This window comes from Candidatus Thorarchaeota archaeon, assembly GCA_013388835.1.
Taxonomy (GTDB): domain Archaea; phylum Asgardarchaeota; class Thorarchaeia; order Thorarchaeales; family Thorarchaeaceae; genus JACAEL01.
This window is the reverse complement of record JACAEL010000052.1, coordinates 15,464-41,104: the sequence shown is the minus strand read 5'-3', so window position 1 is coordinate 41,104 and position 25,641 is coordinate 15,464. Positions and strand designations below refer to the sequence as shown.

Here is a 25,641-nt window from a genome sequence, read left to right as displayed (position 1 = left end):
CTGCGGGCTTCTTTGCAGGCTTCTTCCCTGAAGGCTTCTCTGCGGGCTTCTTTGTAGGCTTCTCTGCAGACTTCGACTCTGTGGGTTTCTTCTGTGTGGATTTGGCGGGAGGCTTCTTTGAGGCGTCCTTCGCAGGCTTCTTTACTCCTGCGGACTGAACTGCCTTGGGCGCGGCGCCTTCAGCGACAGCAACAGCTCCCTTCTTAGGTGCCGATTCTCTGGCAGCAGACTTTGCCGGCTTTCCTTTCGGTGGCTTCGACTGCATCTTCACAGCCTTGTCAGGAGACCCTCCTCTTGATTCCTTGCTGCCCGGACCAGAGTCTACACCCAGGGTCATCTGAATGGTCTTGCCGTCTGTCTTCCTCTCTCTAGGACTCATATCTATTCACCGCCCACATCTGGGATGCCGGCTTCTAACTCGTCATCGGTAAGATCGTCGTCTTCAACCTCCCCCTCTTCGGCCTCGTCGGCGCTCTCATAGCCAGATATGGAGTCACGAATCTTGCATGCAATGGTCTCTGCGTCAAAGAGACTCCTGCCTCTTCCTGTGTTTGCGATGGTCACGAGGCTCTGAGCGAACTGGTCTGCGTACATGGCCAAGATACCAGCTCGCTTTGCCTTTCTCCTGGCGGTCTCGTGACGGGTAATGAACCTCCTGAACTTCCGTCCTGCATCTTCAAGGGCCAGCTTGATCTCTCGGAGCAACACCTCATCTTCTGCCAGCGCCTGCTTGCTCTGTCCCTTGAACATCACATGAACATATGCACCACAGACATGAATGAATACCATGACGGGGCCTCGTGGAATACCATTGTCAAACACCTGGAGCTTGTAGTTCTTCCAGTTCACAGCGGTACAGGCCTTCCATGTGGCACAGTCACTGTTGTCCCGTAGCTTGGGCACCCTGTTCACGAACCGCCAGAGGACCATGGGTGCAGATGTGGCAGGCTTAATCTCCCCACCGTATGCAATGCAGACCTCCACGGCAAAGGACAGCCCCTTTCCCGATGTTGGCTTCCTAGTGACAGCTGCGACGAACTCTGGCTTGTAGGCCTCTGCTATAGTCTTCTCGAAGACCTCTTCCCCAACCGGGACCACTGTGTCGGTGGGAGGAGCTATGTACTCCTCGTTTGCAAATGCACGATAAAGGAGTTCCACTTCGGTCTTGTCCAGAGTGTCAGTGGGCGTTCGCAGGCTCAGCTTCTCAAGATGCCGACGACCCAGCTCGGCATTTGCCGCGTTAATGATTGCTTCAGCCTTGTTGGGACTGAGTCTGCAGAATGCATGTGTAAGGAAACCCCCAAGTGTTCGTTCTGGCGTCTCGCGCAAGAGGTCCTGAAACTCACCAATCCGGATGCTTGCGGGGTGTGGCTGTGCGTACTTGGGTTCTTCAGGAAAGACATCTACCCTTCGTGGATAGATGTTCACAGTTCCGTAGGGATCTATGAATATTATCGTGACATGCGAGTTGAGAAGCGACGCCATCTCGCAGTAGATGTCTGCATAACCGCGTCGATATTGTATGTTTAGGTAGTTGAGCCGTACATAGGTCCCATGCTCGATTGGCAGGTCCATCTCAAGAGGACCTGCAACGTATTCCTTCGTGTTAGCAGTGGTCGTGTAGAAGTCCGCTACTACGGCGAGTTCAGAATTGAAGCGCTTGGTAACAGCGAATATCGGTTTGCCAGTAGTGTTCTGGGCATCACTGAAAGCAGACGGTGCACCGAAACCTTGACTTCCTCTCGTCTGTCTCAGCTTCTCGGACTTGCTAGATGCCAGATAGATCCCATACTTCTCAAGGTCATTTGGGACCATGCCAACACCATTGTCCAAGCATGTGAACTCATAGACCTTGGTCCCTTCCGGGTCATCAATGGGAATGAGGTCGGGCATCAGGACTTCTGTCAGCTGAATGGCAACAAAGGGTTCGTCCTTCTTCAGGAGTGTTCTGAACGGCGTGAGAAACTTCCTGAACCTCCTGAGACGCTCTTCGAGGTTCTCCTTTGGGGTGGGAGGAAGGGCTATCGGCTTGCCGTCCTTCATGTCTTTCTCAATCTGCTTTCCATAGGCTATGGAGTCAGTCAGATCCGGCGCCAGCTTCTCACGAATCTCCTTGATTATCTCTGGGTCTAGCTGCTCGGTCAAGCGTGGACGCTTCTTGGACTTCCAGAAGTAGCTTTCTAGTGCGTCAATCGAGTTGTCCAAGAATTCTATTGCGTACTGCGTGTGCTTGTTGAGTCCAGTTTCGAAACCAACTAGCTGAGTCCTCTTTCGCATGAACTTCGCGATTGTACCTTCTTTGATGTCCCCACTGTCTGACACACGGGGAACAGTGCTACCTTGACCCAATTGACTCACTCCTTTGATGAAGTCGGTCCGTTATGCAGTATGACTCACACACAACTGGAGGCCAGCATGTTGGCTCTCCGTTTTGTGTTGCCCTTTGCTCTTTGAAACATACAGACCTATTTCAGGTCAGCATTTATTACTTTCCCGTCTGCGCGTCATATGGTCCAAGTACAGCCTGCACGGGGGCCACAACATTCCGACCCGACACCCAGACAACCACATTAGGCTCTTCGCACTCCAGAACATTCCGAGAGTGGACAATGTTTGTAACCTTGGTGATGTGATCGTTCAGTCACTACAGAAGAGCGGCATCAACCTGGAGGACGGGGACATTCTGGTCGTTGCTCACACAGTTGTCTCCAAAGCAGAAGGAAGAGTGGCGCATTGTGATGCTGTAGAGCCCAGTCTTCGTGCTCTAGAGATTGCAAGACGAAATGGGTTTGACCCAGTACATGTAGAGCTCGCCCTGAGAGAATGCCGCCGTGTCTTGAGAGACCACGGGGTGCTCATAACTGAAGCCAAGAATGGAATGGTCTGCAACTTTAGTGGGGTGGACAGGTCGAACGCGCCCGACCGGTCCTTCGTGCTCTTGCCCATCGATGCGGACAAGAGTGCCGACAGAATCAGGGAGTGTGTGGAAGTTAGTGTGGGTGTTCGTGTTGCAGTCATCATATCTGACACACAAGGGCGCCCGTGGAGAAAGGGAGGAGTCAACCTTGCCATTGGATGCTCAGGAATAGCGGCATTCAGGTACAATCGGGGGAGAACAGACCTGCATGGGCGAATCTTGGAACGATCTACAGTCTGCCATGTAGACGAGATTGCGGCAGCTGCAGAACCTCTCATGGGACAGGCAGGAGAGGGCACTCCAGTAGTGGTTGTGAGAGGCTATTCTTACGAACAGGGAGGTGAACGCGGAAAGGACATACCGCGCACGCGAGAAGAAGACCTGTTCAGATGAACACACTCTCTCCCTTAGTGGCCTGTTTCCGCAGTAGGCAAGACGACACGGAAACCAAAGAAGAAGAAGGTCATGTGATAGAAGGGGGAGAGAGCTCCCCCACTCTATCAGAACTATACTCTCTGTCCGCAATTGTTGCAGAACTTCGCGCCTGCAGGAAGTGGACTTCCACAGTTCATGCAGAACTTTCCACTGCCCTTGGCCCCTGCTGGCTGGTCAACTTGAATTGTCATTGAATCAGGCTGACCTCCCCGGCCGGTTCGACCAAAGGATATGGTCACACTATCAGGATCGCCCCGCCCTGCACCACCGGAGTAGCGGAGTGTAGCGGACTCGGGTCCCTCGTCCTCTTGTTCATGTACATGTGCCTCGCCCCCGCCTGCATCAATCGACGCTCCGCACTTGGGACACCTAGCGGCTCGACCAGCGTTGGCTCCACAGTACGGACACTTGCCAACTGTCTGTGCCTGTGTGATGTTTGCTATCACAGAGGGAATCACCTTGCTCTGCTTGAAACTGAAGCTCATGGTGCCGCCTGACTTCAATTCCACCACAAGGTTGCTGCCACTCTGAGCGGCATTGGATATCGCCACAATCGGAACTGCGAGGCTCTCAGTGTTACCATTGGGGTCCACATTGTAGAAGTTCTCTGCCGTCCATGAGGTGAAAGCGGAGTAGACTGCGGCTCCTGCAATCCCTCTTCCGACTCCCCGGATTGCACTTCCGCCAATCCCGCCTATCCTACTGCCCACACTGTCAAGTACAGCAGCTCCCGCGATTGCGCCCGCGAGTGCGCCGAACTTCTTCAGCTTCCCACCCTTGGCAGCCCCGGGCTTACGATACCAAACCAAACGGACATCTGTAAGCTCGAACGAGCCATCTTCGTTATCGAACTTGACGTCGTTCTCGCGAATCATCCTCTTCTCATAGCCCATGGTCTGTAGACCAGAACCACCATAGCTCACAGTTAGAAAGCCGGGTCTGTCTGACATTCATTCACCACCAGATGATTATGGGCGAGTGTTATTAACCTCTCCGGTGAGCGGGATTAACGGACACCATGACTGACCGGAAAACGTCAGCAGGCACCCGGCAGTTGGACTTTGTTCTTGTTCCGTACGACTCTCACGTGACCAATCACAGGAACAGAGAGCATGAGGGCTTCCGACGACTAGACTGACCTCCCGGAGCAGTCCCGGTGCTATATTGCATGAGCGAGAGAGTATCATGGTCTTGCCGGTTCATCTGACAGTGAATGGTGCGGCCCCCGCCATGTTTCACTCGGTAGGGGCCGCTTGGGAGATAGAGATAGACCTAGTACTATCCTCAGAAACCACTGGCCTCGGATAGGTCATTCCTTGACGGACCATTAGTGCTCCGAGCAGTGCAACCAATGCACAAGAGGCCATTGTGAATGGAAATCCAATGCTGGTCAGGGACCAGCCGAAGAACACCATCTGTGGTATAGCAAGTGCCATCGATATCGTGGGAATGAGAGAATACATGCTGTTCCGAATCCGGTTGGGAATTGCATCGACCACCAGACGCTGACTGAGGATACCCACTAGAGTGCCAAAGACTCCACTCACCGCAAATGTTAGGAGGATTAGTACTGTTGGTGCCACAGACGATGCAGGGAGACTGAACACGATCACATCCGTGAACGGCAGTGTCAGGGAGACCATCTCGTCACCTTGAGTCCCAGGGAGGAAGAACATGATGAGAGCGAAGCTCACAAAGAAGACGAAGCCCGATCCCATCAGCATCATTGCGCGAGGGAGCCACTTGGTCGGGTCCAATCTCCTAGACAGCACTGAGGCACGCTCCGCCTGCACGACGCCTATTAGGAACAGCACGGTCCTGTAGGAGGACACTGTGACTTCGTTGCCCAAGTAGCTAAAGTACATCGGGAACAGCAGAAGTGATCCCCACACGTAGCCGACACTGCTGGCGACAGTGGTTCCAAGGACTATTAGCGTGACGAAGCGACTACTGACCAGATAGCGTACACCATCGCCGAGCAGGGTCTTGTACCTCCCAATCGACGGCCGTCGTTCGCGGAGCATCGCGACAGCAGGCAAGTCAGTGATAGTAAAGAATCCAATGAGAGCAATCAATACTGAGAGCACTGCTTGGAGCTGGAATACCCAAGCTCTGCCCACGACAACTGCCATCACACTACCCGGCACGAGCGCAAGTGTCCCTGTGAGGCTGAAGAGCATGTTCACCTTTCCCCAGAAGACTCCATACTGAGACCGGTCCACATCTTCTGGGACGGCGATTCGATAGTTGTTATCGAACCAAGACTGGAAAGCACCACTCAGCTGAGACTCGCCAATTCCTGCAAGTACAAACACTGACAGAACAACCCAGACAGGTGAGTGACTCGTCACTGTGGACAACACATAGAACGAAGCCCCCATGCAGAGAAAGGCCGAGAGAATGATGTACCGCTGACCAATCCAATCGCCCACCGCGCCCGTCGGGTAGTCGAGCATGATCTGGATGCACATCTGAACAGCTATCAATGTGCCCACAAGAGCCATTCCTCCAAGCCAATGTCCCCCCACTAGTGCCTCAGCGATGTATATGATATAGAATGAGGAACTCAGACTCATTGCAATACTGGTGACTGGAAGCAGGGACGCCATCTTCATTGAGATGCCGACCAGCTCTGGCGAGGGGTTCTTGAAACCGAAGAAGGCTGAAACTCTATTCATACTCCAACCCACACTCCGTCATAGCTGCTATTCGATCCGCCAACAATGAGAGGGTGCAGTCACACGACTGGTCACTCAATGACGAAATGACAGAAGCACGAGATTCTCTGTGGTGAGTCACGTCGTCTCGCTCCTTGGGCAGAGCCCGTGACACACAGAGTGTGTGAACAGTTGCATGTTCAGTTCTGGCACGTAGTTTGATATAAAGGTTTGGCTTGGAAAGCATTTGTTCTGCACACCATCTTACTATGTTCGCTCACAATCGGAGGACGATTCGCCTCATGGCTAGGAGAACGCGCACCGTCTTATAATGCGGAGCCACTTTCTGAGGTCGCCAGAAGAGGTCACAAGACGTTACTAGCGTCTGGTGAGGACCCGGCAGGCTGACAATAAGAATCACATTATTAGGCTCAGTAGCAAGAGGTATCCAACTGCGGTCAGAAGCATCAGAACGGCAATTGGAGAAACTATCTTCGCGAAACGGAAGAGCCCGATTGGGTCGCCTTCGTGTTCTGAGTAAGCCAACGCAAGAACATTTGCTGGGGACCCGATTGGTAGTAGGCATCCCCCAACGTTTACGGCCACGACCAGCGCAAGTGGTAGAATAGGCATGTTGTGAATCCCTACCACGAGTGGCGCGAGCACGGCGGCGATGGGGACGTTGTCGATAACACCAGATATCATAGCCGGCACAACGGTGATGAACAGTGTTGCAGCACTCTCACTACCACCTATCATCGAGTTCACTGCATACACAAGTTCGTCTATGATACCAGTCAGGTGAAATGCGGACACGAGACCAAAGAGACCTATGAGGAAGAATATGGTTCCCCAGCCCACTTGTGCCAAATGCTTGTCAACATCGCTCTGTTTGAGCACAAGCATGAAGGAGGCGATGGCGAAGACTATCAGAGAGGCTTCAAGCGGCACTTCCTTCGACACACTGGGACCAATTGTGAAGCCAAGCACGAGGACCGACATCGCCACGACAGAGGCATAGAAGTCTCTTCGAGACTTTATCATGGAAACGGGGTCAATGCAAGCCATCTCATCCACTCTGTCAGCATGTATTGGAACGAGCTTGTCTTCGAAGACTCTGAGAAGAATAGGCGTCGTGATGATGAAGTAGAGTGTCGAGAGCGGTATCAGTGAGACAAACATTAGGGCAGGGTCGATGTTTGTGGACGAGGCAATGACAAGATTCGGCACATCTCCCACAATCGACGGTATTGATGCATAGTTCGCAACCAGAGCCTCGGATATCAGGAAGGGTTTGATGTCCAAGTCCATTGCACCACAGACCTCCACCGTGAGTGGAGCCATGATCAGCATTGTGGATGTCGTGTCGAAGAACAGAGAGATGAAAAACACGAAGACCAAGAATATCGAGAATAGACGCCTACCCTCACCGCAGGCGGTGGACGACAACCGTAGCGCGACATACTGGAACATTCCCGAGGCACGAGCGACTGTGACTATGATCATCTGGCCGGTGACGAACAGGATGGTAGTCCATTCGATTGCGTGGACAAGTTCGGTGAATGTTGCACCATTTGGATGGCCCAGCAATGCAGCAACATACAGGGTGAATGCGACCGCGCTCATCCCACACATCGACAGCGCAGTCCGGTGAACCTTCTCGGTAGATATCGCGACATACGTCACAATGAAGATGATCAGTACAGCGTTACTAAGGACGTCCAAAGCTCATCACACTTCGTCTTTACGGCATGCTGTTCTCAATACAGACCTAAAACTGTGCTGGTGACTTCTGCGGCCATGCGTCAGAGATATAGCGAGGTAACGCGTCATCGCAGTACGGCGGAAAGGTAGAACAGCCGGAGGCTACGTGTCTTGGAAATAAGAAACATTACAGTACTGGGCGCAGGGCAGATGGGCAACGGTATTGCTCATGTGTGCGCACAGGCAGGCTATCAAGTTGTCATGCGCGACATCGAACAGAGGTTTCTTGACAAGGGGATGGACACCATCAAGAAGAACCTCGGACGGGGTGTTGCAAAAGGTAAGATGTCTCAGGAGGAGGCGGACAAGATCATTGGAAGAATCAACTGTGTGCTCGACCTCAAGGCCGCAGTAGGAAATGCAGACTTGGTCATCGAAGCGATTCCTGAGATAGTCAAGCTCAAGCTCGACACTTGGAAGGAGGTGGATGGCGCCGCTCCCTCTCACACACTCCTCGCTTCCAACACTTCGAGTATCAGCATCACCCAGATGGCTGCCGTGACAAAGAGACCCCAGAAATTCATCGGGATGCACTTCTTCAATCCAGTGCCCGTGATGGGGCTGGTCGAGATAATAAGGGGACAGGCGACAGATGACTCCACTGTGGAGGTCGTGAAACAGGTCTCTCAGAAGATTGGCAAACAGACCGTCGTCGTGAATGAGGCACCCGGATTCGCAGTCAACAGATTACTTGTGCCCGCCATCAACGAGGCGGTGTTTGCGATTCAGGAGCATGTGGCATTGGTGGAGGACATGGATCTTGCCATCAAGCTGGGACTCAACTGGCCCATGGGACCGCTCACGCTCGCAGACTTCGTTGGGTTGGACACACTCCTCTACATATCCGACTATTTCGTTGACGAGTTCAAGGACAGCAAGTACAGGGCTCCAGCCTTGCTCAGAAAGATGGTCCGGGCAGGCTGGCTTGGCCGAAAGAGTGGCAGAGGGTTCTACGACTACTCCACTGAGCCACCAACTCCACTGAGATTCTAGGCTCATCTGTGGGGTTTTGCACCCGAGTGCCAAGCACCTCGTAGGATAAGACATCCTACGGGGTGCCGAGTGCATAAGCATCCTAGAAAGACATATCCTGCTTTGGCACGGACTGTCCGGATGAAGGATGCAGTACATATGAAGTTCCATGAGGATCAGTATGTCGGCTACGACGGCACCAGGATGTACATGTGTGCTTGGCTACCAGATGATGACAAGCCAAGGGCGCTGCTCATTGCGATTCATGGTCTGGGAAGTCACGGACAGACGATGAAGAACATTGGGGAGTACTTCTCGCAGAGAGGCCTCGCTGTACTGGCTCCCGACATGAGAGGATTTGGTCACTACACCGGCAGAAAGGGACATGTGATAAGCTTCGACGAGTACGTAGAGGACTTGCAGAACATAGTCATGCAGGCCAAGGACAAATACCCCAACAGGCTCACGTATCTCTTCGGTCACTCAATGGGGGCTCTGCATGTGATACGATACGTGGCGGTGTATCCGGAGTCAGTGGATGGTATCGTGATCTCGTGTCCGGGCCTAGCCGAGCGACTGCCGGTGGGTCGGATGACGAGGTTAGCAGCTCGAGTCCTTTCTCTCATGGACGTGAAGCGGTACGTCCAGACCAAGCTCGACTTCTCACTTGCAAGTCATGATCCGGAGGTCGTCAGAGCTCACGAGAATGACCCTCTGAGGTTTGACAAGGTCACACCGCGGCTTGGTATCTCCGGGCTGGATGCAGCCAAGAAGGCAATGAGACTGGCGAAGTTCATCCGGACACCAGCACTGATACAACAGGCTGGGGATGACAGAGTAGTGGTTGCTGAAAAGGCGAAGGAGTTCCATGACAATCTTGCATCCCAGGACAAGGAGTGGAAACTCTACGAGGGGTTATACCATGAGATTCACGCGGAGATTGGCAAGGAACGCGTGTTGGAAGACATGGAAGCATGGCTAGAGAAGCGACTTGTCTCATAGGCCTGCCCGAGTACCGTTATGACTCACGTTGCAGCATGGGCCCTCCGGCTGAGTCAATCCACTGCTAACACCCGAGCTCCGGAACAAGACACCTGTGTCTAGTCGGCCCGGCTCCCATGTGACTCCTGCCAACGCAAGAAGGCCTTGAATGCTTCCACTATTAGAAGTGTCAATACGCACATTCCCGCGATGACAAAGACATCCACAACGTCAAGGGGGACCAACGCAAAGGCTGCAGCCACCCCAGGCACCATGCCGAACAGAATGATTGTCAGCAAAGCATTGAAGATTACCGACGCCAAGAGCATTTTGTGGGGAAGTGCTCTCCAGAGGGGTTGTCTGAGCGAGCGACAGGTTAGAGACAAGGTCAGCTCGAAGAACACAAACAGGAAGAACAACACCGTACGCGCTCTCTCAAAGGCGGGCGCGTCTTCAGCGGTGCCCGGCGGAGCTATGCCCATGAATATGAGAAGGAACAGGGGTACTTGGACCAGTACCGTAATCAGGTAGAACTCCTTTACATCTCGTGAGAAGATGCTCTCTCTTGGATTGCGAGGCGGTTTTTTCATGATGTCCTGGTCGGGTGGACTGAGTCCCAATGCAATGGCTGGCAGACCGTCGGTCGCTAGGTTGATGTAGAGGACGTGAGCTGGTAGCAGAGGCAATGGATAGCCCATGAACACTGCAAGTGAGAGCACAATGATCTCAACAAGGTTAGCCTGCAACAGATAGGCAAGGTACTTCTTGATGTTGTCATATATCCATCTGCCGAGCTCAATCGCCTTCTCAATCGTAGCGAAGTTGTCATCTGCAAGAACCAGATCAGACGCTTCCTTCGTCACGTCGGTGCCCGTTATGCCCATAGCGACTCCAATGTCTGCCTGCTTCAGTGCAGGAGCATCGTTGACGCCGTCTCCAGTCATGGCGACGACCTTTCCACGCCGTTTCCATGCTTGGATTATCCGAAGCTTGCTACTTGGCGAGACACGAGCATAGACTGTCACTTGGTCGACAATCTTGTCATACTCTTGGTCAGTGAGACTCCCCAGCTCACTATCGGTCAGCACAAGGTCGCCAGGCTTGTAGATTCCAACCTCCTTGGCGACCGCAACAGCAGTGAGCTTGTGGTCACCCGTTATCATGACGGGCCTTATGCCGACGGACGTACAGACTCCAATAGCCTGAATTGCATCTTGTCGTGCAGGGTCAATCATCCCAACCAGCCCAAGAAAGGTGAGGTCTCTCTCCACAGCATCTTCATCTGAAGCGTCCATATTCGGATTCGGGGTGTATGCTACTGCTAGCACACGCAATGCCTGAGATGCCATCTGGGAGTTCCTTTCAAGGAGTGACAGCTTGACCTCGTTGGTCAACTCCTGAACTCCAGAGGCTGTTGCATAGTGCGCGCATCTCTCAAGGACTATCTCGGCAGCACCCTTCATGTACAGTATCTTTGAGCCGCTTGGCGTGTCGTGAATTGTGCTCATTCGCTTTCTTTCGGAACTGAACGGGATTTCGCCAATCCGTGCACAGCGCTCACGCAGCTGTATGACATCTGTGTGGGCCTTCATACTGAGCACCAAGAGCGCTCCTTCTGTGGGGTCTCCCATCACCTTCCATCTACCGTCGACACGCTCGACTGTTGCATCGTTGCAGAGTGCACAGCCTTCCATGAGCATGCGGAAATGGTCTTCTCCCACAGGAGAAGGCTTGCCATCCATGGGCAGAATCTCGCCTACTGGCTCGTACCCCTCACCTGACACGGCAAGCAGTACGTCGTCGACGTATCCCTGCCGCACTGTCATTTCTCCACGAGTTATGGTCCCAGTCTTGTCCGAGCATATTACGCTGGTACATCCAAGGGTTTCAACTGCAGCCATTCTCCGTACAAGGGCGTTCTCATGAGCCATGCGGTGCATACCAATGGCCAGACTTCCTGCTACGACACCGGGAAGTGCCTCTGGAACCGAGGCGACAGCGAGTGCAATGCCAAACAGGAACATGGTACGTATGAAATCTGGTGTGAGGGAACCGCTCAGGAAGAAGTGCTCCAGCAGACCAAACACGACCACAACAGCACAGACAACAAGACAGACAGTCCCCAGCCACACCCCAATCTCTCTAGTTCGAATTTCAAGCGGGGTGCTCTCCTTTCGGACCGACGCCACCTGACTGGCAATGCGGCCAAACTCAGTCTTCAATCCAGTCGCGACAACGACGGCCATGCCCTTGCCATAAGTGACATCAGTACCGGACAGGACAATGTTTCGTCGGTCACCAAGTGGAGTGTCGATTGGCAGCGTTGCAGTGGTCTTCTGGACCGGGACAGACTCACCAGTTATCGCAGCTTCACCAATCTTCAGATTTACGGATTCTATGACACGACCGTCTGCAGGAAGACGCTCGCCCTCCTTCAGAATCAAGATGTCCCCGGGAACAATCTCCCTTGTGAGAACCGTGGTTGGTCTGCCATCTCTAAGCACAACCGCGGTCGGGCGTAGCATTTGACGCAGTGCGTCAAGGGCCTTCTCTGCACGATACTCCTGTGAGAAACCAAGAAGGGCGGAGACAAACACGATGATGAGGATCAGGATTGCATCCACCACCTCATCAACCACTATTGAGACTATCGCGGCAAGGATTAGGATTATGGTGAGGATGTTCTTGAACTGCCCGAGGAATAGGCCCAGAACAGAGTTGCCTGCGCTTACCGCCAGTTCATTTGGTCCGGACTGGACGATGCGAGCTTTCGCCTCCTCACTGGTCAAGCCCTCAGGCGAGGAACCCACAATATGCAGGACAGACTCCGCGTCCATTGCATGCCAGTTCTCTTCCATGAGAGCTACGCCCTCCGTGGGTCAGGTGGCAGAGAGCACTTTGAAGAGGGTTTGGTCGGAAAGGGATAAGCGCCTAACGACAAGTTTGACACTCCAATCGAAGTCACGTCCGTGTGGGGTCATCGGTGCCGTGGTCAGAGAGCGCATCATATACCTTTCGGATTGAACGCGTCTGGGGAGGAAGTTTCAACTGTGAAGGGCCCATGCTGACAGATGTACTGCCTTCACCGACACGAATCGCAATGAAGATCAGGTCCGAGTGTTGTGCGCTCGTCCAGATGCCTGCAAAGCCGGTCCGAAATCCCATAGAGGACCACAAGGAAGAAACCAATGGGCCATCGGGATTGGAGGCGACTCAACACACTGATACCGGCTGGTTCATGTCGAAAAGCTTAATCTCGAAACACATATGCCATCGACAAAACCCATTCTGGTGAGAACATTGACGGAGAAGACCAAGTACAGCTTCAAGTGCATGGAACAGACGTGCTCAAACAGAGTCTGTTGCACACGTGACAGGGTTAACGTGACGCTTGGCGACCTCTCAAGATGGACAACCCAGAACCATATTGGGCAGATACTACCGGCGCTCACTCTTGTCACACAGAACGAGGAGGACCAAGTGTATCTCGAGACGAAACGCAAACCCTTGGCCAAGTCGCCAGAGAACACATCGTGCATCTTCTTCATTGAGGAGTCCAACGGATGTGCCATAAGATTCTCACGCCCCATATCGTGCAGGACCTTTCCTCTCCAGTACGATGGGGAGAAGTTTCGTGTGAGCAACAAGGCATGCCCAGGAATCGGCAAGGGCGAGGTCACACCAGAGGCCCTGAAGGAAGCCAGAGCGCTTGCAGAGGAGGAGTATAAGGAGCGGCTAGAGACGGCCAGCGCACTGCCACCACTCTATGCGCTAATAGTAGGGGAGATGATGCAGCAGTCGGCTGCAACAATGAGTAGTCTCTCTGAAGAGGACCGGAAGAAGATCCAAGAGATTCTGTCGAAGGCACCGGATGGGAAGACACAGGATTCTGCGCAGGGAAGTAACAAGGACTAGGGTTCTATGACGAACAAGTCCTTGGGCGAGTAGGTCAAGACCTCACAGTCCTCGTCCCTCACGCAGACCAAGTCCTCGATGCGGATGCCAAACCGTCCTTCAATGTATATCCCCGGTTCCACACTATGGGTCATACCGGGCTCGAGGACCTGACTGCTATTGCGGACCAGATACGGTGGCTCGTGGACTTCCAGCCCGACACCATGCCCCAGGCGGTGTGTAAAGCACTCGCCGTAGCCCTCATTCTCGATGACTCGCCGTGCCAGACCGTCTGCTTCCTCGCATGAGAGTCCGGAGGATATCTTCTCAATGGCAGACTCCTCAGCACGCAATACTATGGAGTGCACTTTCTCTTGGTCAGCAGTTGGCGGCCCAACCACACCAACTCTTGTCATGTCAGTATTGTAGCCCCCGACCGAACACCCGCAGTCAAGAAGGACTAGATCACCATCCTTGAGCGCCCTATTACTGCTGTCAGCATGAGGGTGCGCGCTCCGCTCACCAAACTGCACAGTGGAGAATGTGGGTTCGGCTCCTAGCCGAATGACCTCGTTCTGCACCACCTGTGACAACTCAGCTTCGGTCATGCCCAACCTCGCGCTTCGAAATGCCTTCATCACGGCAGCGTCAATGACATGACCGGCCTTCCTCATCAGTTCCACCTCCGCCTCGCACTTTCGGAGGCGCATGCTGCTGAGAGCCTGCCCCAAGGACCTACTCTCCCTGATGCGCGATACAGAGTCACGAATCGACCAGAAGATGCTGACAGGCATCGAGTCTTCAAAGAACGCAACGTGGTCATCACCGGAAGTCCCAACGAGTCTGGCAAGAAGACTGTAGGGGTTCTGGTCTTCATCCCACCCATACACACTGCGAACCCATGTCCTCGACTTGACTTCCGACAACTCAAAGGATGGGACAATCAGGATGGGCTCATTGGTTGGGCTGAGTATCAAGGCCACGAGCCGCTCACGCAGTACATAGTGAAGTCCGGTCAAGTACTGGAAGTTGGGAGATGGAGTGACGACCGCGAATGTCGCGCCACTGCGCCTGAGGAACTCTCTGACTCGCTCCTCTCGCTCTCTGAAGACCCTATCCTCAAGCATACTCAGCACTCACACTGGTATCGAGAACGCATATCAGAGCCTGATAATCCATTCGGTGGCCCAACCTCTTTGTACCAAGGACCAGAGTTAAAACACCGTTGCCATGACCACCCGAGCGGTACCAAGCCATGGATGAAGCTCAAGCAGTCAGCAACGGAAGACTGCCACGAAGGGTCTTCATCGTTGGTTCTCTGACTCAGTTCGCTGTGGGACTACATTCTCCCTTTCTCAATTCATACCTCATCGACATGGGTGCCAACTATGCAGAGATAGGGGCGTTCAGGGCGGTTGGAAATGTTGCCCCAACGGTCATGCAGCCCGCTTGGGGAGCGGCCTCTGACAGGATTGGGCACAACAAGGCATTCGTCGTCACAGGGACACTCATGGGGCTGTTCACGGTCTATCTCTTTGTCTGGGCGCATACCCCACTTGACATGATCATACTCTATGCAATTCAGTCCATTCTCTTCAGCATTCAAATACCAACCTGGCTCTCACTTATCGGAGGACTGATGGGCGAACGCGAGAGAGGACAGGAGTTGGGCAGATTAGGAATGGCCACGAACATCGCCTCACTGGTTGCCACACTCTGGGCGGGCTTCATGGCAGGCATACCGTCGCTCTTGCCTGCACTGAGACTGGCACTGGGAGGTCTAGGTCCCATTCTTCTCCCACCCGGAAACCCCATCGCCGAGAGCTACTACTTGCCCTTCTACATGACTGCAGTTGTAGGCATCTGCTCTTCACTGGCCTCACTGACAATAATGGAGAAACGGCGACCACATACACAGAAGAGGACGTTCCCGCCGGTGCTGAAACTGCTCAGACGCCCAGGTGACTTTAGAAGACTGTGCTTCGTCGCTACTTTCTTCTCCTTTGGAATGTCCATGGCATGGCCGTTCTTCATCGTAGTCCAGCGAACATGGCTCAAGAACAGCCTGTTTGAGATAGCACTGGCATCAGCAATCATGACCATCTCGATGGTGGTACTCACTGTGCCCTTTGGCAAACTCAGTGACAGGGTGGGAAGACGCCCACTGATCATCTTGGGAAGAGCACTCCTGTTTCTCGTCCCCGCCCTTTACGCGGCCGTGTTGTTCGTTCGTGACACAGTCTTGGTCTACATCTCGAATGTCATAGCGGGCATAGCGACAGCGGCATCGATGAATGCGACCACCGCCTACATATACGATGTGGCGCCCGAAGGAGAGAGGGGTACCCACATATCGGTGTACAACACGTTCACCGGCGTGATATTCCTCTTGGGATCACTTGTCGCGGGTATTCTCGGGGAAGCCCTAGTTCCCAGTCTTGGTCTTGAGATTGCAGTTTTCGCAATGCTCGTCCTCAGTGCAATTCTGAGAGTAGTCGCCTCATTGATGTACTTCCGGCTCAGGGAACCAAGAGTGTACGTCTCCACAGTCAGAAGAGAGCTCCATAACCTTGTGAACCGGAAACGCCACGATGCAGACAGTCTCTGAAGTGCTCCGTTCGATGAGGAGTCCGAGAGGTTGAGATACCCTGACATGGTACGTCAGTACTTGGCCGATTCGGGTCACTCTGACAGTCAAGACGAAGCGCTGCACGCTTACCAGACTATGTCTCAGCTTGCTATGCACGTACTTTGTGAAGAAAACAGAGATAAGCTTGACCACGTCTGTTCTCGAAGGACAACTACGGAGAGACCGCTACTTGAAGACAGGACCATCTTTCGAGGAAGGCTGGAAGATAGAGCTTCGGAGAGGCCTGCTTCAGTATGCAGTGCTTGCAGTCGTAAGACGATACCAGCAGGGCATTCACGGGTATGGGATTGCTCGCGAGCTCCACAAGAAGACAGACGGCCTGCTTGAGGTCAAGGAGGGTACTCTTTATCCGATACTGCACCGGCTGAAGCAGGAAAGGCTGCTGAACGTTCGGGTTGAGAGGTCGGATGCAGGACCAAGTCGCAAGGTGTATGTGCTTACCGGAGAAGGGGACCGCGTCTACCGAGAGCTGACCGTCACACTCGAACTGATGTTTAGTAAACTGGAGGAACTGACAAGTGAGTGATGAGATTGACAAGGAGATTGACACATATCTCAGAGGCGTCAGGAAGGCACTTCCCGATGACCTTCACACCGAGGACCTCATTGAAGACCTGAGAGAACACATAATGGAAGCCCTTGCATCCAAGGCAGACAGCAGACCTCATGACGACAGGCACAGACTCCTCGCGGAGGTGATTAGCGAGCTGGGAGATCCCGAGACCATATCGAGGGAGTACCGTCAGACCACAATGCTGGCTGACCAAGATGAGAAAGAGGGCAACAGACTGGCACGAGAGGCGGCAAAGTGGTTGTTCAAGGTCATGGTCATTGTCTTGGCCGCGTGGCTTGTTTCAAACATTGAGAGTATCAGCATTGACTTCTGGTTGGCCTTCGTCACACTCCTCGTACTTGCCATAGCAGAGTACTTTGTCAGAGAGTGGCAGAGTGGAATGGCAGCGCACAACTGAAGTTGAAAGGTCTGGAGGACACGAGAGTTTGACAATCACAGTTCACTTCGCTCAACCGGGCCCGCAGAACACTGACGCTGTCATAGAGGCAGTGGACCGCTATCTAAGCAGTGAAGAACCGCTGGACAAGATAGTTGTGGCCTCAACCGAGGGCGGTACGGGGCTCAGGTTTGCGCAGAGATTTCCCCATAGAGGCGTGATTGTCGTTAGTCATCAGAGCGGCTTTGTTCGCCCCAACCACAATGAGATGCCTGCGGAGATGCGGAGCAGGATAGCTGAAGCAGGTGCTACAGTCCTGACTGCGACGCATGCCTTTGCAGGAGTTGGGAGAGGGATCAGGAAGACACTCGGAACATGGACTATCAACGAACTTCTTGCCGTGGCCTACAGGACGTTTGGTCAGGGGACGAAGGTGTGCGCGGAGATCGTCATGATGGCGGCAGATGCCGGTCTCGTGCAAGTGGACCGAGACGTGGTAGCAGTAGGAGGTACCGGACATGGTGCGGACACGGCGTGGGTGGTTCGACCCGCCTACACCAGTGACTTCCCGACGCTGAAGATGAAGGCCTGCATCTGCCGACCGTTGGAGTTCTAGCCGAATACCTCTTCGAAGCGCTCAAGGTACTCGCGCTGTTCCTTGGTCAGCTTCGTCGGTACTTGGATGTTGATTCTCACGAGCTGGTCACCCTGCCGACCATCATCAGAATGGACTCCCTTGCCCCGCATGCGAAAGAGCGTCCCGTGTTCTGTGCCGGGGTTGATTCTCATTCGGGCTGGACCCCACATCGTGTCTACCTCAATCTCTCCACCCAGCACTGCTTTCGAGAAGCTAACTGCCACTTCGGAATACACATGCAGTCCTCGCCGGACGAACCGATCGTGTGAGTCCACTGAGAACATCACAATCAGGTCGCCGTGCGGACCACCTCTGTAGCCCGCATTGCCGCCTCCGCGAATCCTCTGGGCCATTCCATCCTCGACACCGGGAGGAATGGGGATTGTCAGCTCCATGCGCTCTGCCATGAGTCCAGAACCGCGACAATCAGGACACGGAGTGCTTATCACCGCACCCATACCTTGGCAAGTCGGACACGTCTGGGCGACGGACATGAATCCCATTGTGCGTAGCACTTGACCCTTGCCGCCGCAGGTCCTACATCTCGTGGGAGAACTCCCCGGCTTTGCTCCGGACCCGCCACAGGTCTTGCATTTGACCTGACGGTTGAATGCAATGTTCCTCTTTGTGCCGAAGAAGGCTTCCTCGAAGCTCAGTCGGATGTTGATTCGGAGATTGTCACCTGGAGGGGGCCCACCCCTCTCCTCCCTGCCAAAGCCGAAGCCTCCAATGCCGCCGAAGAACTCGCGGAACAGGTCACCAAATCCATCGATGTTTATTCCTGAAGCATCGGCTGTGCCGTACCGATCGTAGTTCGCCCGTTTCTCAGCATCACTGAGAACATCATATGCCTCGTTGACCTTCTTGAGTCGCTCCTCGGCGGCCTTGTCGCCTGGATTCAGGTCCGGATGGAGCTCCTTGGCCAGACGTCGATATGCCTTCTTGATTTCCTCAGTGGTGGCCGTCTTTGGCACACCGAGTATGCTGTAGTAGTCATCTTCGGCCAAGGAATCTCACCGTCCCACTAGAGGTCTTCGAAGTCGACGTCCACCGCGTCGTCTTCCTCGGCTTCCTTTGAGTCTTTGGCACCGCCCTTCTGCGAGCTCGCCTTGCCACGTCCAGCACTCGTGCCCATTCGACTGGGGTCAAAGCCCGCTGCGCCCGGTGGTGGAACCCCACCCGCAGCGTATGCCTTCTCGGCAATCTGGTAGAGGGTCTGCTGCAGGTCTTCACTCAGTGACTTTATCTCACCGTAGTTGTCCTTCTCTATCGCCTCGCGCAGCTTCTTCGCCTTCTCCTCAAACTTGGTCTTGAGGTCTGCTGGCACCTTGTCGCCAAGGTCCTTGATTGTCTTCTCGCCCTGGTAGATCAGAGAGTCAGCATGGTTCTTTGCCTCGACCTGAGCCTTTCTCTTGGCGTCTTCTTCAGCGTACGCCTGAGCCTCTTTCATCATCTTGTCAATCTGGTCTTGAGACAAGTTCGTCGTGGCAGTTATCGTGATTGACTGCTGATTCCCTGTTGCCTTGTCCCTTGCTGTCACGTTGACGATGCCGTTCGCATCTATGTCAAAGGTGACCTCAATCTGCGGAGTGTGCCTTGGAGCAGGAGGTATGCCGACCAACTGGAATCTCCCAAGAGTCATGTTGTCCTTGGCCATTGGGCGCTCACCCTGGACCACATGAATGTCAACGGCAGTCTGTCCATCTGCTGCAGTCGTGAAGATCTCGCTCTTGCGGGTGGGAATGGTTGTGTTCCGAGGAATCAGAGGAGTCGCAACACCACCAAGGGTTTCTATGCTCAGTGTGAGCGGCGTTACATCGAGCAATACGATGTCCTTCACCTCGCCGGATAGCACACCAGCTTGAGCTGCGGCACCCAACGCGACACACTCGTCAGGATTGATTGTCTTGTCACCCTCCTTTCCGAAGAGGTCTCGGACTATCTTCTGTATCGCGGGCATACGGGTTGCACCACCGACGAGAAGGATCTTGTCGATGTCCTCTGGTTCGAGCTTGGCATCTGCAAGGGCCTGTCGCACGGGTCCGACGGTCGCTTGAACTAGGTCGTCGGTCATCTGTTCCAAGCGCGAACGCGTGAGCTCCAGACTGATGTGTTTTGGACCAGAGCTGTCAGCAGTAATGTAGGGCAAGTTGATAGTGGTCTGCATTACGGTCGACAGCTCAATCTTCGCCTGCTCACTGGCATCGCGAATCCGCTGCATCGCGGAGAGGTCCTTTGTGATGTCGATGCCCGTGTCACGCTTGAACTGCTCGACAACCCAGTTAACAATCCGCTCGTCCCAGTCGTCGCCACCCAGCCGAGTGTTCCCGCTGGTGGCTAGGACTTCATAGACGTTGTCGCCGATGTCCAGAATGGAAACATCGAACGTTCCGCCTCCAAGATCATAGACGAGCACTTTCAACTCCTTGCCCTTGTCGAGTCCGTAGGCAAGCGCGGACGCTGTCGGTTCATTGATTATTCGAAGGACCTCTAGACCTGCAATCTTGCCAGCATCCTTTGTGGCCTGCCTCTGTGAGTCGTTGAAGTAAGCGGGCACAGTGATTACGGCCTGAGTTATCTTCTGCCCGAGAAACGCCTCCGCGTCGTTCTTCATCTTGCGGAGAATCATGGCGGAAATCTCCTGGGGAGTGTACTCCTTGTCACCTATCTTGACTCGGTAGTCCTGTCCCATCTTCCTCTTGATAGAGCGCACAGTACGTTCGGGCATCGATACAGCCTGACGCTTGGCCAGCTCTCCAACAACCACCTCGCCCTTTGGAGTAATGCCAACCACAGATGGGGTCAGGCGCTTTCCTTCAGCATTGGGAATCATGGTTGGCTTGCCGCCCTCCATGTACGCAATACCGCTGTTCGTAGTACCCAGGTCAATTCCTACAATTGTCACGGATTGTCACCACCTTCACTAGTGTCCTCGCTTGGGATACCTGTCGCTTCTTGCGACTCTTGGAGGTGCCGGTTCACAAGCACAAGGGCTGGCCTCAAGACCTTCTCCCTCAACATGTATCCCTTCTGGTACTCCGCAAGGATGATACCCTCGGGAGAGTTGGGGTCATTGCCCTTTGCCACAGCATGGTGATAGTACGGATCGAACGGTCTTCCGACGGACTCGATGGGCCGAACACTCTCGAGCTCTAGCAGCTTGGTCATCTGCTGGCATATTGCTCGAACCCCTTCCTTGGCTGCCTTCGGGTCCGCAAAGTCACTCTCCAAGGCTCGCTCCAAGTTGTCATGGACTTCGAGAAGCCGCAAGAGAATGCCCTCACTTGCGTACCGTACAGCCTCTTGGTATCTACTCTCACTTCGTTTCCGGAAGTTCTCGTAGTCCGCCTGAGTCCTCATTAGCTGCTCGGACAGCACCTTGTTCTTCTCTCGTTCGACCTCAAGAGGATCAACGACTGGAATCTCAGCTAAGTCGTCATGGAGTCCACCGGAGGTCGTGTCTACACTTGTGTGCTCTCTCATCGCTCCGTTTCTCCTCTCGTCTTCACGCATGGCCGACACATCCAATAGTATCCTAGATGACCCTGTCTGAAATGCACGTACAGAAAACAGACTATGCCTGTTGCTGGCACGGGGAACAGGTCACGAGCCTGAACCCTTATGACTCTCGCCCCTAGTCGTTCAAGATTCAGAGAAAAAGCTTTCGACAGATACAACATCGCCTTCAACAACCGTTATCAATGGTTTCGCATCAAGCGAGCCCATGAGTTCAGAGAGTCCAATCGAACAGGCAAGGAGGCTTGTCCGGTCTTCCCAAAGAATCTCTGCATTCACCGGCTCCGGGATAAGTGTTGACTCGGGCATTCCGGACTTCAGGTCAGAGGGGGGACTGTGGAAGAGATATGATCCCCTCGAGTATGCCACCTACGAGGGGTTTCTTCAGGACCCCACAAAGTTCTGGACGATGGGGAGGGAGATAGCAGAGGTCATCCTGAAAGCGAAACCAAATGAGGCCCATTTGGCACTTGCCAGGCTCGAGGAGTCAGGGCGTCTTGTGGGTGTGATAACCCTCAACATCGACAACCTGCATCAGAAGGCGGGGAGCCGGAGTGTTGTCGAACTCCACGGGAGCTATCTGAGAGCGTTCTGTCTTGATTGTGGAATGGAGTACATCGGAGATGCGGTCCACAGGCGAGTGGCGCAGGGTGATATACCACCAAGGTGCGAGAAGTGCAGGGGAGTCCTCAAGTCAGAGGCAGTCCTATTCGGTGAGCCACTTCCAGAGAAGGCCATGGAGAGAGCAATAGCCATATGCCGAAACACAGACCTCATGCTCGTAGTGGGAACAAGCCTACAGGTGTATCCAGCTGCGTTTCTGCCGCAGGTCGCAAAGAACTCCGGAGCCAAGATAGTGCTCATTGACCTCGAAGGCGCTAACAAAGACAACGTTGCAGATGTTGTAATCAGGGGACGGGCTGCTCAGGTACTCCCTCTAATCACGCAGTTCTAGTCGTGTGGGAACCCAAGCCATGAGTATGCGGCAAGTGCCCCCGGTATCACAAGCACACCTGCAATGATTGCGAGTACACCGAGCGTGTGCGCATCATGGTCTAGTAACCAGAGACCAAGATATGAATAGCCGTAGGACACTACACAAGCGGTAAAACCAAACACTATTACTACCGGAAGGGGAAAGGCAATAGCAAGGTAGCTTCCAGGCTGAGTCCAGAGAGGACCCCTGGTGAACACAACGAAGAGGCCTCTGACAACGAGATAGTCGAGTATCGAAACGAAGAGACCAACCTGTGAAAACGTCAATCTGGCCGACAGACTCATCTGTGAAACCGAGGGGCCTGCTCTCGCTGCGCATAAAACACTTTCGAGGAGTAGACCGATTCTTGGATCACATGAGAAACCCGCATGTTGAGTGGGACATGGCCTGGACACTTGCAAGTCTGGGCCAGCTGGCAATCTTGCTGGAGGCGAGCTCTCCCAAGCCGGGAAACGTCAACAGGCTTCGGAGGTTCTCCGACACCGGATACAGGCACTTCCTAGCAAGCGCGGCTCTTGCAGGCAGAGGGTTTCATCTTGCCGCTTCAAGGGGCATACAGGCCGCAGAAGCCAGCCTGAGTCCAGAGAGAGTCGGCATGGGAGAGGTAGTACGTCTGTGCATCCAAGACGTCTTTGGAGGAATCAACCGGAGCAATGCCATTCTGGGGTCTGTGCTACTACACGTGCCAATACTTATGGCATCGGCCGCCTCCATCCGAGAAAGCGGAGTGTTCGATCCGTATGGTGTGGGACAGTGGATGAGATGTCTTGTAGATGCGACGACGGTACACGACACCATTGAGGTCTACAGGGCGTTTCGACTGGCCGGACCCATTGGAAGCAGTAGAAAGGACACGGACTCATGGACTGAGCAACACAGCAGATATGACATTGATAACCCCAACGTCGACAGGGCAATAGAGGAGGACAACATGACCCTCAAGAGACTGTTCGACCTCTCTGCTCAGGTGGATGAGATATCGAAAGAGTGGTCGCAATACTTCGAGACCACCTTGTTCAGGACGCTTCCTGTTCTGGAGGCCCACTCATCGGGACTGGACGACTTGGAAGAGGGCGTCGTGAGGGCGTTCATATGGCTGCTCTCAGAACGTCCTGATGGGCTGATAGTGAAGAAGGCTGGTCGGATGGCTGCAGAAAGGGTCAGGCGTCTCGCAATGGGAATAGTGAGGGAGATGAAGAATCATCAGGACGTCACACAACTCCTAGAGCAGCTGGACAATGTCCTCAGGGTTGACGGGAATCGCCTCAATCCGGGTACCACAGCGGATCTGATATCGGCTGCATTGCTGTGCAGACTTACAGCGCTGTACTACCACCCTAGCCCAGAATGCCCGAGAAGATGACAGTGGCCATCAGGAAGAGCAGTGCGCCGGTTGGCACGAGCATCACCATCCCTTCGGTTCTCTTGACCTTCCTGATTTCCGTTCTGGGCCCTAGATAGTAGCCAAGAAGAAGCAGGAATCCAAGTATGACAAGGCCAGTTGCCAGTGGTTCGTGCGGCACCCAGTTTCACCGAGATGATAAGGAAACTGTCAGTGCTATAAACAAAACGGGGAGCACATGGATGGTAGTCTGAGGAGCTAGACCAACACCTGCCGAAACACATGCTCGTACTTCATCTTGATCTCATTGAATCGTTCAGGGTCAATCGAATAGAGCGGCTGTCTCATGTCATGGAGATTCGGTATCTTCCGGCACAGATGCTGTCCCATCAGTTTTCTCAATGCAAAGGAAACAGTCCTTGGGGCTAGGTCTACCCTCGCACTGAGGTCCTTGGGAGTCAAGGGCCCTTCTGACGATAGCCTACTCAGTACTAAAATAGCACTTCTTGGCAAGTCAAGGGACGCATTCATACTTGGCCACCCATGGGGTCTGCAGCCCCAATATATGACTAGTGGTCAGTGTCATATAAGGCATGTTGTTTCCGCATGATGTGATTGCTAAGGGTGGGACGAACTTGCCCGCCGTTCCAGAGAAGGCATGCATCGACGGGCAGTCCTGAGAGCGACGCGTTTCAGGGATGATGCAGGCGGGTCAGAGTGTCGCTGCAGATTGTCCGGGTCGTCTTGGAAGCCGAGCACCTCGTACTCTACTGACTATAACCACAATGCAAATGAGGACGAGCTATGTGACGAGGAAGTGCCTTCGAGCTTGCAAAGGGCGTCCATCAGTTGAAACAGAGCGTGTTTGTGACAAGGCAGATACCCGACGTTGGGCTTCGAATGATGTCTGAGGAGTTCAGTGTCGATGTGTGGGAGCGAGAAGAGCCGCCATCAGTCAGTGAAATCATCAGCAGGGCAAAGAATGCACAGGGTCTGGTCACGCTCCTATCGGACCGGATTGATCGCGAGCTCCTCCAGTCCTTGTGCAAGGTCAAAGTCATTGCGCAGTATGCAGCAGGAGTCGACAACATTGACCTGTCTGCAGCTACGGAGAGAGGAATACTAGTCACAAACACGCCGGGAGTGCTTACCGAGACCACCGCGGACCTGGCTTGGGCATTGATAATGGCGGCATCCAGGAGGGTAGCAGAGGCAGACCGCTACGTGCGAGCGGGAGAGTGGAAGGTCGCGTGGACGCCCAGTACATTCCTGGGCAATGACATCTGCGGGTCAACCCTCGGAATCTTGGGCATGGGGAGAATCGGTCTTGCTGTCGCTCGCAGAGCCATGGGCTTCTCCATGAGGATACTCTACTTCTCACGTTCGGAAACAGACATAACTAGAGAGGCCGAAGCCACAACCGGGGCCAGGAGGGTCAACTTTGAGACTCTTCTCCGAGAATCGGACATACTCTCGATTCACGTTCCACTGAACACCCAGACGAGAGCATTGATTGGAGAGAGAGAGCTCAGAATGATGAAGCCTTCGGCAGTATTGGTCAACACTTCGAGAGGACCGGTGATAGACGAGAACGCACTTGCTCGTGTGCTTACCTCAGGGCATCTGGCTGGGGTTGGACTCGATGTCTTTGAAGCTGAGCCGCTTCCCCTCTCGAATCCGCTGTTGTCGATTCCAAGAGTTGTTCTGACACCTCATATCGGCAGTGCTAGCCACTCAACACGAAACAGGATGGCTGCGATGTGCGTCGAGAATCTCGTTGCAGCTCTGCATGGAAGAACACCGCCCAATCTCGTCAACCCAAAAGTTCTTCGCAGAGTCGTTCTCAGAACATGAGTGCACTCTTGACACACATAGTGAATGGGGCATCTGTGCATCTCCCGCATGCCTGAGAAAGTCGGTTTCTGTTTG

25 protein-coding genes are annotated in these 25,641 nt (G+C 53.9%); 11 read left to right on the top strand and 14 right to left on the bottom strand.

The annotated features are described in order from the left end of the window. Both HXY34_09005 and HXY34_09000 read right to left on the bottom strand, forming a co-directional pair. Nucleotides 1-379: hypothetical protein (locus tag HXY34_09005; GenBank protein ID NWF96270.1), on the bottom strand; the 379-nt coding region annotated here is incomplete at its 3' end. A 2-nt stretch (nucleotides 380-381) separates the two neighbouring features. Then, the gene (locus HXY34_09000) at nucleotides 382-2,349 is read right to left on the bottom strand and encodes a DNA topoisomerase VI subunit B (GenBank protein ID NWF96269.1); all 1,968 of its coding nucleotides are present in this window, start codon (nucleotides 2,347-2,349) and stop codon (nucleotides 382-384) included. Nucleotides 2,350-2,569: 220 nt separating this feature from the next. Between HXY34_09000 and cofE the strand changes: the two genes are divergently transcribed. After that, nucleotides 2,570-3,310 (top strand): coenzyme F420-0:L-glutamate ligase, encoded by a 741-nt coding sequence (gene cofE / locus HXY34_08995; protein ID NWF96268.1) that lies wholly within the window; start codon nucleotides 2,570-2,572, stop codon nucleotides 3,308-3,310. 113 nt (nucleotides 3,311-3,423) lie between these two features. Here the strand turns inward: cofE and HXY34_08990 are convergent, their stop codons facing one another. The 3 genes from HXY34_08990 to HXY34_08980 form a co-directional block, all read right to left on the bottom strand. After that, entirely contained in the window at nucleotides 3,424-4,302 is an 879-nt protein-coding gene (locus HXY34_08990) for a zinc ribbon domain-containing protein (GenBank protein ID NWF96267.1), read from the bottom strand. Between the two features lie 285 nt (nucleotides 4,303-4,587). After that, complete coding sequence (locus HXY34_08985) at nucleotides 4,588-6,030, bottom strand: hypothetical protein (protein NWF96266.1); 1,443 nt, start codon at nucleotides 6,028-6,030, stop codon at nucleotides 4,588-4,590. Nucleotides 6,031-6,426: 396 nt separating this feature from the next. Next, the gene (locus HXY34_08980) at nucleotides 6,427-7,734 is read right to left on the bottom strand and encodes a hypothetical protein (protein NWF96265.1); all 1,308 of its coding nucleotides are present in this window, start codon (nucleotides 7,732-7,734) and stop codon (nucleotides 6,427-6,429) included. 150 nt (nucleotides 7,735-7,884) lie between these two features. Here HXY34_08980 and HXY34_08975 point away from each other — a divergent pair, with 150 nt between their 5' ends. Both HXY34_08975 and HXY34_08970 read left to right on the top strand, forming a co-directional pair. Further along, a complete protein-coding gene (locus HXY34_08975) occupies nucleotides 7,885-8,766 on the top strand; it encodes a 3-hydroxybutyryl-CoA dehydrogenase (protein NWF96264.1) in 882 nt (293 codons plus the stop codon). A gap of 138 nt (nucleotides 8,767-8,904) precedes the next feature. Further along, nucleotides 8,905-9,747, top strand: a complete 843-nt coding sequence (locus tag HXY34_08970) for a lysophospholipase (GenBank protein NWF96263.1) — start codon at nucleotides 8,905-8,907, stop codon at nucleotides 9,745-9,747. Between the two features lie 98 nt (nucleotides 9,748-9,845). Here HXY34_08970 and HXY34_08965 read toward each other — a convergent pair whose 3' ends face one another. After that, on the bottom strand, nucleotides 9,846-12,584 hold the full coding sequence (locus tag HXY34_08965) for a cation-translocating P-type ATPase (protein ID NWF96262.1): 2,739 nt from the start codon (nucleotides 12,582-12,584) through the stop codon (nucleotides 9,846-9,848). Nucleotides 12,585-12,687: 103 nt separating this feature from the next. Next, entirely contained in the window at nucleotides 12,688-12,891 is a 204-nt protein-coding gene (locus HXY34_08960) for a hypothetical protein (GenBank protein ID NWF96261.1), read from the bottom strand. A 135-nt stretch (nucleotides 12,892-13,026) separates the two neighbouring features. Between HXY34_08960 and HXY34_08955 the strand changes: the two genes are divergently transcribed. Continuing rightward, on the top strand, nucleotides 13,027-13,641 hold the full coding sequence (locus HXY34_08955) for a YkgJ family cysteine cluster protein (GenBank protein ID NWF96260.1): 615 nt from the start codon (nucleotides 13,027-13,029) through the stop codon (nucleotides 13,639-13,641). On the opposite strand, the gene HXY34_08950 is transcribed toward HXY34_08955, so the two are convergent. After that, nucleotides 13,638-14,747 carry an aminopeptidase P family protein gene (locus tag HXY34_08950; protein NWF96259.1) on the bottom strand — a complete coding sequence of 370 codons (1,110 nt, stop codon included), beginning with the start codon at nucleotides 14,745-14,747 and terminating at the stop codon, nucleotides 13,638-13,640. The two genes, HXY34_08955 and HXY34_08950, sit on opposite strands and share 4 nt — an antisense overlap. 128 nt (nucleotides 14,748-14,875) lie before the next feature. Here HXY34_08950 and HXY34_08945 point away from each other — a divergent pair, with 128 nt between their 5' ends. The 4 genes from HXY34_08945 (at nucleotide 14,876) to HXY34_08930 (ending at nucleotide 17,836) form a co-directional block, all read left to right on the top strand. Continuing rightward, nucleotides 14,876-16,228, top strand: a complete 1,353-nt coding sequence (locus HXY34_08945) for an MFS transporter (GenBank protein ID NWF96258.1) — start codon at nucleotides 14,876-14,878, stop codon at nucleotides 16,226-16,228. A gap of 211 nt (nucleotides 16,229-16,439) precedes the next feature. Next, nucleotides 16,440-16,796 carry a PadR family transcriptional regulator gene (locus HXY34_08940; GenBank protein ID NWF96257.1) on the top strand — a complete coding sequence of 119 codons (357 nt, stop codon included), beginning with the start codon at nucleotides 16,440-16,442 and terminating at the stop codon, nucleotides 16,794-16,796. Next, a complete protein-coding gene (locus HXY34_08935; protein NWF96256.1) occupies nucleotides 16,789-17,241 on the top strand; it encodes a hypothetical protein in 453 nt (150 codons plus the stop codon). Before HXY34_08940 ends, HXY34_08935 begins: the two co-directional genes overlap by 8 nt. 28 nt (nucleotides 17,242-17,269) lie before the next feature. Continuing rightward, entirely contained in the window at nucleotides 17,270-17,836 is a 567-nt protein-coding gene (locus tag HXY34_08930) for a hypothetical protein (GenBank protein NWF96255.1), read from the top strand. Here the strand turns inward: HXY34_08930 and dnaJ are convergent. Genes dnaJ through HXY34_08915 form a run of 3 tightly spaced genes read right to left on the bottom strand, consistent with a single transcriptional unit; the run spans nucleotide 17,833 to nucleotide 21,370 of the window. Continuing rightward, entirely contained in the window at nucleotides 17,833-18,864 is a 1,032-nt protein-coding gene (gene dnaJ / locus HXY34_08925; protein ID NWF96254.1) for a molecular chaperone DnaJ, read from the bottom strand. The genes HXY34_08930 and dnaJ overlap by 4 nt on opposite strands. Nucleotides 18,865-18,881: 17 nt before the next feature. Then, on the bottom strand, nucleotides 18,882-20,762 hold the full coding sequence (gene dnaK, locus HXY34_08920; protein ID NWF96253.1) for a molecular chaperone DnaK: 1,881 nt from the start codon (nucleotides 20,760-20,762) through the stop codon (nucleotides 18,882-18,884). After that, nucleotides 20,759-21,370, bottom strand: a complete 612-nt coding sequence (locus HXY34_08915; protein ID NWF96252.1) for a nucleotide exchange factor GrpE — start codon at nucleotides 21,368-21,370, stop codon at nucleotides 20,759-20,761. The genes dnaK and HXY34_08915 overlap by 4 nt, the downstream gene beginning before the upstream one ends. 229 nt (nucleotides 21,371-21,599) lie before the next feature. Here HXY34_08915 and HXY34_08910 point away from each other — a divergent pair, with 229 nt between their 5' ends. Next, nucleotides 21,600-22,328: an NAD-dependent deacylase gene (locus HXY34_08910; GenBank protein NWF96251.1), complete on the top strand. Its 729-nt coding sequence runs from the start codon at nucleotides 21,600-21,602 to the stop codon at nucleotides 22,326-22,328. On the opposite strand, the gene HXY34_08905 is transcribed toward HXY34_08910, so the two are convergent. After that, nucleotides 22,325-22,636: a hypothetical protein gene (locus HXY34_08905; protein ID NWF96250.1), complete on the bottom strand. Its 312-nt coding sequence runs from the start codon at nucleotides 22,634-22,636 to the stop codon at nucleotides 22,325-22,327. The two genes, HXY34_08910 and HXY34_08905, sit on opposite strands and share 4 nt — an antisense overlap. A gap of 80 nt (nucleotides 22,637-22,716) precedes the next feature. On the opposite strand from HXY34_08905, the gene HXY34_08900 reads away from it, so the two are divergent. Further along, complete coding sequence (locus HXY34_08900; protein ID NWF96249.1) at nucleotides 22,717-23,733, top strand: triphosphoribosyl-dephospho-CoA synthase; 1,017 nt, start codon at nucleotides 22,717-22,719, stop codon at nucleotides 23,731-23,733. Here HXY34_08900 and HXY34_08895 read toward each other — a convergent pair. Together HXY34_08895 and HXY34_08890 are read right to left on the bottom strand one after the other, a co-directional pair. Further along, entirely contained in the window at nucleotides 23,708-23,893 is a 186-nt protein-coding gene (locus HXY34_08895) for a hypothetical protein (GenBank protein NWF96248.1), read from the bottom strand. The genes HXY34_08900 and HXY34_08895 overlap by 26 nt on opposite strands. A gap of 77 nt (nucleotides 23,894-23,970) precedes the next feature. Further along, nucleotides 23,971-24,243, bottom strand: a complete 273-nt coding sequence (locus tag HXY34_08890; GenBank protein NWF96247.1) for a winged helix-turn-helix transcriptional regulator — start codon at nucleotides 24,241-24,243, stop codon at nucleotides 23,971-23,973. Between the two features lie 318 nt (nucleotides 24,244-24,561). Between HXY34_08890 and HXY34_08885 the strand changes: the two genes are divergently transcribed. Next, entirely contained in the window at nucleotides 24,562-25,566 is a 1,005-nt protein-coding gene (locus HXY34_08885; GenBank protein NWF96246.1) for a D-glycerate dehydrogenase, read from the top strand. The last annotated feature ends 75 nt before the right edge of the window (nucleotides 25,567-25,641 follow it).